This is a genomic window from Parvularcula mediterranea, from assembly GCF_013085255.1.
GTDB classification, from domain to species: domain Bacteria; phylum Pseudomonadota; class Alphaproteobacteria; order Caulobacterales; family Parvularculaceae; genus Parvularcula; species Parvularcula mediterranea.
The window spans coordinates 1,405,977-1,417,507 of the sequence record NZ_JABFCX010000002.1 but is presented as its reverse complement, the minus strand read 5'-3'; the positions used below and the strand labels follow the sequence as shown (position 1 = coordinate 1,417,507).

General features: G+C 63.0%; 9 protein-coding genes. 6 read left to right on the top strand and 3 right to left on the bottom strand.

Going from position 1 to position 11,531, the window contains the following annotated elements; translation table 11 throughout:
* Positions 1-44 precede the first annotated feature (44 nt).
* The 3 genes from HK107_RS07475 to cydX are packed head-to-tail and all read left to right on the top strand — an operon-like array spanning position 45 to position 2,954.
* A complete protein-coding gene (locus HK107_RS07475) occupies positions 45-1,634 on the top strand; it encodes a cytochrome ubiquinol oxidase subunit I (protein WP_173198154.1) in 1,590 nt (529 codons plus the stop codon).
* Positions 1,635-1,643: 9 nt separating this feature from the next.
* On the top strand, positions 1,644-2,795 hold the full coding sequence (gene cydB / locus HK107_RS07470) for a cytochrome d ubiquinol oxidase subunit II (protein WP_173198839.1): 1,152 nt from the start codon (positions 1,644-1,646) through the stop codon (positions 2,793-2,795).
* A gap of 18 nt (positions 2,796-2,813) precedes the next feature.
* Positions 2,814-2,954, top strand: coding sequence for a cytochrome bd-I oxidase subunit CydX (gene cydX / locus HK107_RS07465; RefSeq protein ID WP_173198152.1), 141 nt, complete (start codon positions 2,814-2,816; stop codon positions 2,952-2,954).
* A gap of 13 nt (positions 2,955-2,967) precedes the next feature.
* On the opposite strand, the gene HK107_RS07460 is transcribed toward cydX, so the two are convergent.
* On the bottom strand, positions 2,968-3,570 hold the full coding sequence (locus tag HK107_RS07460; RefSeq protein ID WP_173198150.1) for a TetR/AcrR family transcriptional regulator: 603 nt from the start codon (positions 3,568-3,570) through the stop codon (positions 2,968-2,970).
* A 129-nt stretch (positions 3,571-3,699) separates the two neighbouring features.
* Between HK107_RS07460 and HK107_RS07455 the strand changes: the two genes are divergently transcribed.
* From HK107_RS07455 to HK107_RS07445, 3 genes are read left to right on the top strand one after another with little or no spacing between them, the layout of a single operon-like run.
* A complete protein-coding gene (locus tag HK107_RS07455; RefSeq protein ID WP_173198148.1) occupies positions 3,700-4,848 on the top strand; it encodes an efflux RND transporter periplasmic adaptor subunit in 1,149 nt (382 codons plus the stop codon).
* Positions 4,849-4,860: 12 nt separating this feature from the next.
* On the top strand, positions 4,861-7,971 hold the full coding sequence (locus HK107_RS07450; RefSeq protein WP_173198146.1) for an efflux RND transporter permease subunit: 3,111 nt from the start codon (positions 4,861-4,863) through the stop codon (positions 7,969-7,971).
* Complete coding sequence (locus tag HK107_RS07445; RefSeq protein ID WP_173198144.1) at positions 7,958-9,217, top strand: TolC family protein; 1,260 nt, start codon at positions 7,958-7,960, stop codon at positions 9,215-9,217. The genes HK107_RS07450 and HK107_RS07445 overlap by 14 nt, the downstream gene beginning before the upstream one ends.
* On the opposite strand, the gene HK107_RS07440 is transcribed toward HK107_RS07445, so the two are convergent.
* Both HK107_RS07440 and HK107_RS07435 read right to left on the bottom strand, forming a co-directional pair.
* Positions 9,214-10,560, bottom strand: coding sequence for a spinster family MFS transporter (locus HK107_RS07440; protein ID WP_173198142.1), 1,347 nt, complete (start codon positions 10,558-10,560; stop codon positions 9,214-9,216). The two genes, HK107_RS07445 and HK107_RS07440, sit on opposite strands and share 4 nt — an antisense overlap.
* A complete protein-coding gene (locus HK107_RS07435) occupies positions 10,557-11,513 on the bottom strand; it encodes an alpha/beta fold hydrolase (RefSeq protein ID WP_173198140.1) in 957 nt (318 codons plus the stop codon). Before HK107_RS07435 ends, HK107_RS07440 begins: the two co-directional genes overlap by 4 nt.
* Positions 11,514-11,531: the final 18 nt, after the last annotated feature.

Below are 11,531 nucleotides of genomic sequence, written 5' to 3'. Positions count from 1 at the left end.
GCGGGATCGGCCAGAACGCTCGGGACTAACCTGTTGGAGCCATCATGCCCGATCCGTTGATCGTCGATCTCTCCCGCCTGCAGTTCGCGCTGACGGCGATGTACCACTTCCTCTTTGTCCCCCTGACCTTGGGTCTCTCCATCCTCATCGCGATGATGGAGACCGTCTATGTCATGACCGGTCGCCCGATCTGGCGGGAGATGACCAAGTTCTGGGGTCTTCTCTTCGGGATCAACTTCGCCCTCGGCGTGGCGACGGGGATCACGATGGAGTTCCAGTTCGGGATGAACTGGGCCTTCTATTCCCACTATGTCGGCGACGTGTTCGGTGCACCGCTGGCGATCGAGGGGCTGATGGCCTTCTTCCTCGAAGCGACGTTTGTGGGTTTGTTCTTTTTTGGCTGGGACCGGATGGGTGCGCGCCAGCACCTCGCCGTGACATGGCTGATGGCTCTGGGTACGAACTTTTCAGCGCTTTGGATACTCATCGCCAATGGCTGGATGCAGAACCCGGTCGGGGCAGTCTTCAACCCTGACACGATGCGCATGGAAGTCACCGACTTCATGGCGGTCATGTTCAACCCGGTTGCACAGGCGAAGTTCGTGCACACCGTTTCGGCCGGATACGTCACGGGCGCCGTCTTCGTCCTCGCGGTCTCGGCCTGGTACATGGTGAAAGGCCGACACATAGCCCTCGCCCAGCGGAGCTTTGTCATCGCGTCAGCGTTTGGTGTTGCATCGACCCTTTCGGTCCTCGTCCTCGGTGACGAGAGCGGTTACGCCGTGACCGACCACCAGAAGATGAAGCTCGCCGCGATGGAGGCCATGTGGCACACGGAGGAAGCGCCCGCCTCCTTCACCCTCATCGGCATTCCCGACCAGGAAGCGCAGGAGACGCGCTTCGCCATTCACATCCCCTGGGTCATGGGCATCATCGGCACACGGAGCCTCGATACCGAAATCAAGGGTATCGTCGAGCTAGTCGATGATGCGGAAGCTCGCGTTCGAACGGGCTTGATAGCCTACGAAGCCCTTGAGACCTTCAAGGCTGACCGGAGCGACATGCAGGCCCGCGAGCGGTTCATCGAGTACCGCGAGGACCTTGGCTATGCACAGCTGCTCAAGCAGTTCACAGAGGATCCTCTCCTTGCCGATGACGAAATGATCCGGCAGGCTGCATGGTCGACGGTTCCCTCCGTACCCGCAGCGTTCTTCTCCTTCCGCTTCATGGTCGCGGCGGGCGGTATCCTTCTGATCCTCTTCGTCCTCGCCTTCTTCTACACGACACAGGAAGCCGCGCCGCCGAACTGGTTGCTCAAGGCTTCGATCCTTGCCTTCCCCGTCCCTTGGGTGGCGATGGAGCTTGGCTGGTTCCTGGCCGAGTTCGGCCGTCAGCCCTGGGTGATCGAAGGCGTCCTTCCGACCTTCATGGCCGCGTCGAACCTGACGGTGAGCGATATCCTGATCACGATCGTCGGCTTCACCGTGGTCTACGGCGTCCTCGCAATCATCGAGGTGCAGCTCATGCTGGCAGCGATCTCGAAAGGCCCCGGCATCGTTGATGAGCTCGACGATCTTGTCCCCGGTCTTGGTGAGAACCGTCCCGATACGCCCGTTGCGGCGCCTGCAGAATAACGGAGCAGACTGATGGAATTTCTCTTCGACTACGGAACCCTCCGGGTCATCTGGTGGGCGCTGCTCGGTGTGCTGCTCATCGGCTTCGCAGTGACCGACGGCTTTGACATGGGGGCAGCAGCTCTGCTGCCGCTGGTTGGCAGGACAGACGAGGAGCGTCGTGTCGTGATCAACACGGTCGGGCCAGTCTGGGAGGGGAACCAGGTCTGGTTCATCCTTGGCGGCGGTGCGATCTTCGCGGCGTGGCCAGCGCTTTACGCCCTCTCCTTCTCGGGCTTCTACCTCGCAATGTTCCTTGTGCTGTTCTTCCTGATCTTGAGGCCAGTGGCCTTCAAGTACCGCTCGAAGCGGACAGGCGAGAAGTGGCGCAGGAATTGGGATGTTGCGCTGATGCTTTCCGGTCTTGTGCCGCCGGTGATCTTCGGCGTCGCTGTTGGTAATGCCCTGCTGGGTGTGCCTTTCACCTTCGATGGTGATCTGCGGCCTGACTATCAGGGGGGCCTCTTTGGTCTCCTCAACCCGCCTGCAATCTTCTGCGGCGTTGTCTCGCTGGCCATGCTGGCGGCGCACGGTGCGGCATGGCTCCATCTGAAGGCTGATGATGTCGTGGCCGAGCGGGCGCGGTCCATCGGTACCAAAGCGGCCCTCGCCGCAGCGGCGCTCTTCGCTTTCGGCGGGGTGTTTACCGCAGCAGGCTGGCTTGGCGGGTACGAGCTGACCAGCACCGCAGACTTCACAGGGCCGAGCCACCCGATCGGGAAAACGGTTGAAGCCGCGAGCGGAGGCTGGTTCCAGAACTACCGCGAGGCGCCTATCCTCTTAGGCGTTCCGCTTCTCGGGATCGCGGGTCTCGCGCTCAGCGCTGTTGGCTTCAGGGCACGCGCAAAGACGCTCACGCTGCTTGCCAGCGGGGTTGGCGTGGCCATGGTCATTGCGACGGTCGGGGTCTCCATGTTCCCCTTCCTTCTTCCGAGTACGGTTGATCCCTCGCACAGCCTGATGGTCTTCGATGCAAGTTCCAGCCGGAACACGCTGCGCAACATGCTGATTGCGACGGTGCTCTTCCTGCCGCTGATCCTCGGCTACACGGCCTGGGCCTACCGCATCATGCGGGGTCAGGTGACGGTCGCCTCGATCAGCGAAGCTGACCACGCATACTGACGAAAAGGACGATAGACGATGTGGTACTTCACCTGGATCCTCGGCCTCGGCCTCGCGGCAACCGTCGGTATCCTGAATGCGATGTGGTTCGAGCTGAAACGCTACCGCCACCGTGAGCCTGCCGAAGCCGGCAAGGTGCTCGAGCCCTCAGAGGGCTGACGAGACCGTGGTCTCAGCTCACCCGCTGACCAAGGCCACGCAGGACAAACTCGAGCCAGACGTCGACATCGGTGTCGTCTGGCTCGCCTTCCATCTCTGCACAGAGCAACGGATGGCAGAACCTGACGCCTGAGCTGTGGACCGCTGATGCAGCCTTATCCACGTCGGGAACATTAAACTCGCCGCGTTCGACACCGTAAGCGATAATCTCGCGGCTCAGCGCCTTGAGACGGCTTCGGTAGCGCTGCACTTCTTCCCAACGCTCATCGATGGCAGCAGCGACCATCTGGTGCACGCGCTTGTGCTCGATGAAGGTCTCCTGATTGATCTGCTTCACGGTGGCGTAGAGAGCCCTGAGACGCATGGGCGCACCCTCCACTGCTTCGACCGCTTCCCGGAGGTGCTCGATCTTTCCGGCGAGCTTCCGCTCAGCGATAGCCCGGTTGATCACCCCCTTGGTTCCCAAGACCCTGTGAACGTTCGCGGAACTGAACCCGCAGGCCCGGGCAATGTCCGCAATCGTCGTCTTGTCATAGCCGATTTCGGTGAAGAGCCGGTCCGCCTCATCAAGGATGAGGGTCCGGGTTTCGGCTTCAGTGAGGTTCAATCTGGGCATTCAGGGCCTTCTCAAATGGGTCTCGCGACATATCTCACTCCGTGGTCATTGACTAGTGACGATTTTTGAATATTGTCATAACTCACTCGTCAGGACGGGGTTCCGTCCGCTGCTCGGAGGATCGAGGCAATGGGATTTCTGGCTAGGCTCGGCAGGGGATTCCTCTGGCTGGTAGGATTGGCGGCGGTTCTGGGGGCCGCGATCTTCGGCGGACGCGAGGTAATCGCCCGCGGAAACGCCGAAGAGCAGGAGGCGCGAGCCCTCCCGGTCTCGGTCATCGAAGCCCGCTATCAGGACCGCTATGAAGAGCGCCGGCTGTTCGCCGGCCGAATCGCTCCCGCGCAGGTGGCGGACGTCGCCTTCGAAGTCGCTGGCGAGATCGAAGAGGTCACGGCCAAGGTCGGTGACCGGGTCGCCAAGGGTCAGACGCTTGCGACCCTCGACCAGCGCCGCCTTTCCCTCAGGACAGAAGAGGCTGCGGCGAGCCTCGCCGATGCGCGGGCCCAGCTTGATCGCGCCGAAGCAAGCTACAAGCGCGTCGCCGAGCTTCTCGAACAGGGCTTCGCGACGGATCAGGAACGGGACGATGCCCTAGCAGCCCGCAACGGCGCCCGGGAGCGGGTTAGGCTTCTCACGCGGAGCCTTGAACGCGCCCGCGAGGACGAAGGCGATGCCTCGCTGAGAGCGCCCTTCGATGGCTTCGTCGTCGCCCGCTACGCCGATGCAGGCGCTATCCTCACTGCAGGCCAGCCCGTCCTGCGCCTCAACGAGCGAGGAACGCTCGAGGCCGAAATCGCTGTTCCGGACCGCATGGCCGACATGGTCGAGGTTGGTGACCAGTTCGATCTGTTGACGGACGAAGGAGACGTCCGCGGGAGCGTCGAAGGCGTGAGCGGCGAGATCGATCCCCTCACCCGCAGCCGTCTCGTGAGACTGATCATCACTGAAGACCCTGGCCTCTCCCCCGGCAGCCTCGTCCGCCTCGCACTGACGCAGGAGCGCTCAGCCCGCGGGGTCTGGGTCCCCCTTACCGCGCTTCAGGAAGGCTATCGCGGCCTTTGGTCCGTCTACGTTGTTGAGAACGAGGACGGCCAAGACCTGATCCGGCGTAAGGATATCGAGATCCTCTCTCTCGCCGAGGAGCGGGCCTACGTCACTGGCACGCTCGAGGATGGCGACCGCGTGGTCGAGACGTCGACCTTCCGCTTCGTCCCCGGACAGCGCGTTCGTGTCGTGGGCAGCGCCCCTACGGGCGCACCCACCTCGTCGCTCCGCTGACGGAGGAAACCCATGCGCACGCTCCTCTTTGATAATCCTCGCGCCCTTGCGATGGCGCTGATCCTGGTCTTCGTCGGAGGTGTCGCCGCTCTCCTGACGATGCCGCAGCAGGAAGACCCCAAGATCCGCAACCGCGCGGCAACGATCCTCACCGCGCTCCCTGGCGCTAGCGCGGAACGTGTCGAGCGGCTGGTGACCCAAGTCATCGAGGACCAGATCCGAGAGCTCGAAGAGGTAGACATCGTGTCCTCAACGTCGAACACGGGCCTTTCCTCCGTATCGGTCATTCTTCAGGACTCAATCAACGAGACGGACAAGGCGTTCTCCAAGGTGCGAGACAGCCTCTCGGACGCAGCGGTGCTGCTCCCTGAAGGTGCGAGTGAGCCGCGCTTCATTGACGATCGCGGATACGCCTATACCGTGCTGACGGCCCTGATCTGGGACGCAGAGAGCGAAGAGAATGCTCTCATCCTGAAGCGCTCCGCCGAAGAGCTGCAGGCCCGTCTGCGGAATGTTCCCGGTACGGAGTTCACTGAGGTCCACGGAGCTGGATCGGAAGAAATCGCGGTCACCCTGCGCGCAGACCTTGCCCAGTCCCTCGGCCTCTCGGAAACCGACATCGCCCGCGCTCTCGCTGCTGGCGATGCCAAGGTCTCCGCAGGACGGGTCACTGGGCGGGAGAATGAGATCGCCATCGAAGTTCGGGGCGAGCTTGAAACCCTTGACCGCGTGCGTGCTGTCCCCATACGCGAAGGTGCCGACGGAGCCACGGTCAGGATCGGAGACATTGCCGAAGTCACCCGTGGCCTCGCCGTGCCGGAGCAGGAGACCGCATTTGTCGATGGCAAGCGTGCGCTCGTCGTTGGCACACGGATCGATGACGGCCTCCGTGTCCAGCAATGGTCCGAGCGGGTTCGTCAGGAAGTCGCTTCTTTTGAGCAGGACGTCTCATCCGGCATCGAAGTGAAGATCATTTTCGATCAGGCGACCTATACGCAGGAGCGCTTTGGCAACCTTCTCACCAACCTCGGTGTCGGGGTCCTGCTGGTCGTCACGATCCTATTCTTCACCCTGGGTCCAAGAGCGGCGCTCCTTGTGACCCTCGCCATCCCGTTGACGGCGCTTCTGTCGCTGATGACGATGAACTTCTTCGGCGTTCCCATCCACCAGATGTCCGTGACCGGACTTATTGTTGCCCTTGGCCTTCTCGTCGATGCAGCGATTGTGATGTGTGATGCTGTGGGCAGGGCCCTCAGGCGTGGGCTGTCTCCGCGCGAGGCAGTTTCGGAGAGCGTGGGGCGTCTGTTCGTCCCGCTTCTTTCGTCGACGGCGACGACGGTTCTTGCCTTCCTCCCAATCACCCTCCTCACCGGAGGTGCAGGCGAGTTCGTTGGGCCCATCGCAGACTCGGTGATCATTGCACTGATCGCTTCCTTCGTTCTGTCGATGACGGTGATCGCCGCGCTTGCGGGGCGGTTCCTTTCCCCCTCCCAGAGCGAAGAGAAGACGTCCTCCGGCGGGATCGAGTTCCCGTTCATCGGTCCGGCGTTCAAGGGCCTTCTGGGCCTGAGCCTTGCTGCGCCAAGGCTCTCGATCCTCGCGGCGCTCGTGCTGCCAGTCTTCGGGTTCATCGGCGTGGGCCAGCTTCCCACGCAGTTCTTCCCGGCGGCAGACAGGAACCAGTTCCACGTCCAGATCACCCTTCCCCCTCAATCGAGCCTTCAGGAAACCAAAGCAGCCCTGCGCGACGCGGATGCGTTTCTTACGGGATATGAGGGTATCGAGACCGTCGAGTGGTTCGCCGGGAACTCCGTACCCGCCTTTTACTATAACCTGATGATGAACCGGGACGGCGCGGCGAACTTTGCCGAGGCCATGGTGACGACGACTGAGCTCGGCGGCATCAAGGACCTGATCAATGATCTGCAGACGGATCTCTCGACGGCTCTACCGCAGGCCCAGATCAACGTCCGGGTACTCGTCCAGGGCCCACCGACGCCTGCGCCGTTTGAGCTAAGGATACAGGGGCGCGATCTCGATACGCTGCGTGAGCTCGGTGAGAAAGCGCGGCTCATCCTCTCTGAAGTGCCCGAAGTCACAGTCTCAACAGCTTCCCTTGCTGGCGGTGAGCCGAAACTCTGGCTCGACGCGGATGAAGAAGCAGCGCGCCTCGCCGGCCTCAGCCTGCGCGACATCGCAGGCGGCCTCGCGGCGAAGCTGCAGGGCACGCCAGCGGGCACCGTCATTGAAGGCGATAGCGAAGTCCCCGTGACCGTGCGTCTCGACGACCGCGCCCGGTCCTCGATCGAAGCTGTGTCGTCGCTCAGCCTGTCTGGCCGGTCATCGTCAGCTGTCGGAACACCACTGGCGAGCCTTGGTGAGCTGAAGCTTGAGCCTTCAGCCGCGTCGATTACCCGGTATGAGGGAGAACGGGTCAACACGATCCTTGCGTACACGGACGCTGACGCTCTGCCGTCCGCGGCCGTCGATGCCTTCATGTTGGCGATCGAGGAAGGCCGCTTCGACATTCCTCCGGGCTATAGCTACGCCTTTGGCGGGGATGCCGAGGCCCGGTCCGACGCGGTCGGCGCGCTTCTCGCTTCGGTTGGGCTGATCGTCACCGCGGTGGTGGCGGTCGTGGTCCTGACCTTCAGCTCGTTCAGGCTGGGCGGTGTGGTCCTGATCGTTGCAGGACTTTCGATGGGGCTCGGCATGCTCAGCCTTTACATCGCTGGCTACCCGTTCGGGTTCCAGCCGATCATCGCGCTGATGGGTCTGATGGGGGTCGCGATCAACGCCGCGATCATCATCATCGCTACACTGAAGGCCAAGCCTGAGGCCGTTGCTGGCGACCGGTTGGCTGTGCGTGACGGGGTGATGGAAACCTCGCGGCACATCACGTCCACGACGCTGACAACCTTTGCGGGCTTCCTCCCCCTCATTCTTGCCGAAGGAGGCTTCTGGCCGCCCTTCGCTACGGCCATTGCCGGGGGCGTCGTCCTCTCGACGGTCGTGTCCTTCTTCTTCGTGCCGCAACTGTTCCTTCTCCTGACGAGACAACGCCCGGTGGCGCGTTTTGATCTCGAGGAGACCAATGGAGACCTGATCCATGCACCTGCCTAAGATCGCTCTCGCCGCCCTACTCCTACCGCTCCCGGCCGCTGCGCAAGATGATCTGCTTGCGGAGCTTGTGAAGACCAGCCCGGCCCTTGCCGTCGCTGAGGAAGAGGCCAAGGCGGCACGCGCTGACCTATGGGCTGCCCGGGGCTCGCGCTTGCCCCAGCTCCGCGTTGAAGCGCAGGCAGGGACGTTGGAAGAGACCTTCCGCATCAATGGCGTACCCGGAGAGTTAAGCGCGACGCGCGATCCTGCAGGAGCCACGGCCACCTTGGAACAGACGGTCTTTGCTTCCGGGCGCATCGGCGGTGCCATCGGCGCTGCAAAGGCTCAGGCCTCCGGCGCCGAGCTGCAGTATAATGCAGCGCGGCAGGATCTCATCCTCGCGGGGGTGACCGCCATTGCCGACGTTGTGCTTGCAAGGGCGGTCCTATCCGAGCGGCGGGATAATGAAGCGGTGATCCGTTCACGGCTCGATGAAAGCACAGCGCGGCGCACCGCAGGTCTCGCAACGCGTACCGACGTCAGGCAATCCGAGGCACGGGTGGCTCTCGCCTCCGCCGAACGGATTGCGGCGGAAGGACAGCTCGCCCAGGCGGAAGCGCGCTTCGAGCGCGTTTTCGGCAAGGCGGCACCTTCGACCTTGGCGATCCCGAAAGCCTCTGCGCCGCTGCCATCAGACCTTCAGTCTGCGGTGGACCGGGCGCTAACGAGCAACCCCGATCTTGCTGCGAGCGTGGCAGGCCGGAAGGCGGCTGAGCAGGCCGTGCGCTCTGAACGCGGTGCTCTCCTGCCCCAGGTATCAGTCCGAGGGACGGCCAGCTACGCGGAGAATGAGAGGTTCGGCATTGAGCTTGGTGAAGCTGAGCAGTTCGCCGTCACGCTTAACGGGCGCTGGGATATCTTCCGCGGCGGTTCAGGCTACGCCTCGACAAGGGCCGCCAAGCGCCGTGCGCGGGGTGCGGACGAGCGGGTGCGAGACACCCGCCGGATCGTGCGTGAACAGACGGTTGCCGCCTGGACCGGCCTCATCACTGCCCGCGCAGCAGCTCAGGCCCGCGAGGCGCAGGTTCTCGCCGCCCGCCTGTCTGCCGAGGGCGTGGCGGCGGAGTTTTCGAGCGGACGGCGCACCCGGCTCGATGTGCTGGATGCTGACCGCGAGGAAACCCTTGCCGAGGTCGGCCTTCTCACCACCCGTCGCGACCTCGCAATTGCGGAGTTCGCGCTCCTCAGGGCCGTGGGCGGGCTTTAATGGTGCCAGTCGGCTGCCAGCCTGCGTGAGGTGATCAGCATGATGATTGCTGCGATCACATAGAAGCTGCAGCCGGAAAGGATTGCGTAGCGTAGCGATTCCTCGCCGAGCCTCGCGGACATCCCATCGGAAATCGCGCCGATGGCTGCCTGGCCGATGCCGATGCCGATCAGGTTGTTGATGAAGAGGAAGACCGCAGACGCCGTCGACCGCATGTGCGGCGGCACGAGGTGCTGAAACGCCGAGATCACGGGCCCAAGCCAGACGAGACCAAGCGCCGTCGGGACGATCAGCGCAAAAAAGGCCAATGTGAGCGACGGCGTCAGGACGCCGACAGCGAGGAAGGGCACGGTCAAGGCGAAGGCGATGGCTGGGACGATGGCGTAGGCTGCTTTCTTCTCCTGACCGAACTTGTCGGCGAGGACGCCTCCCAGCCAGATGCCAGCGATCCCCCCTACGAGCACGATCGCCCCGTAGAAGTAGGCTGCAAACAACAGCGGCGAAGGGTTCGGCGGCACCAGCGCCGCGGGCATGAAGCTCATGAAGCCCGGAAGATCCGCTCCAAAGCTCCGTACGAGGAACGACGGTACCCAAAGGAAGAGGCCGTAACCCATCATCGAAGAAAAGGCCGCGCCGACGCTCAATCCCCAGAAGCTAGGCTTCTTAACAAGGGTGGCGACGACCTCCTTGATGGCATCGGTCACTTTCGTAGGCGGCGGTGCAGCGGGCACCGGGTCGTAGCGTCCCCTCACCGGCTCACGCACGGTTAGCTTGAAGATCGGCGCGAGGAGGACCCCGGCCCCGCCAACGACGAAGAATGCAATCCGCCAGTCGAAATAGGCCGTCAGCACACCGCCAAGGATAATGCCAAGAGCACTGCCGATGGGGATGCCGAATGAATAGACAGCGAGCGCGCGGCTCCGCTGTTGCGGCGGGAAGTAGTCAGAGATCAGGCTGTAGGCGGGCGCAACGCCCCCTGCCTCACCGACGCCCACGCCGAGACGAGCAAGGAACAGCTGGCCGTAGCTGTTGGCCACTCCGCAAACCATGGTGAAGGCTGACCAGACCGTCAGGGCGACCGTCATGATCCAGACCCGGTTCCTGCGGTCCGCAAGCATGGCGATCGGTATACCGAGCAATGTGTAGAACAGTGCGAATGCCAGCCCCGACATGAGGCCAACCTGCAGATCGGTCAGTCCAAGTTCGGCTTTGATCGGCACGGCAAGGATGCCAATGATCTGCCTGTCGATAAAGTTGAAGGTGTAGACGAGGACCAGGATAACAAGGACCCAGGCGCGATAGCCCGCGGAGGGTTCTGCGCCTGGGTTGCGATCGGTACTCATGGCTGTTCCGCCTCCTGATCTAGCGCGAAGAGAAAGCGTCGGAGATCGTCCGCCACGCGGTCCGGCACCTCTTCCTGCGCCACGTGGCCGACGCCTGCGTAGGTGATGAGACGTGCGTTTGGAACCTGCGCTTCGATCAGCGGGCCGTGTTCTGGCGGGACGATCAGGTCTTCGGCACCCCAAAGGATGAGCGTTGGTGCTTCGATCCGCGAGAGATCTTCGTCAGGGTTCGGAAGGACGAACTCTTCCAGAGATTTGACGAATGCCACGCCATTGCCCTCTCGCCGCATCATGGCTGCCGCCAGGGCGACCCGCTCGTCCGAGACCGCTGATGGATCAGCATAGATCCGGCCAAAGCTCGCGCGCACGGCGGCTTCAGGTGCGTTCTTGAGATAGAACGCCACCGGCGCTGGCACTGGGACCGGTTCGTCACCGACGCCGTTGATCGAGTAAGCGCCCGGGCTGATGAGGACGAGCGCTGCCACCTGGTCAGGCCGGGCTGCCGCGACCTTCCACGAGACGAGCCCGCCCAGCGAGTTTCCAACCAGCACTGGCTTCTCGAGCCCGAGGGTTTCGATGACACGGGAGGCAAAGGCCGCGCGCTCGTCCGGAGCGTAGCGCTCCATCGCGTCGGGACCGGTCAGGCCGTGTCCGAGCAGGTCGTAGCGGACGACGCGGAAATCATCGTCCAAGCGATCAGCCAGCTGATCCCAGCTCTCTAGGCTGAAGGTAAAGCCGTGGATCATCAGGAGGACAGGAGCGTCGGCAGGCCCCTGCTCACGGATCCGGACCTTGGCACCGTCGATATCGAGGTAGCGGTCATCTTCCGTGAGGTAGGCCGCCTCGACTTCGCTGAGCTCTGCCGGTTCGGGCATGTTCAGCCAGACGAAGCCGACAGCACCCAGCGCTCCCGCAACGATGACGGCGAGAATGATGAGAAGAAATCTACGCATTATCAGTCATGACCTCTC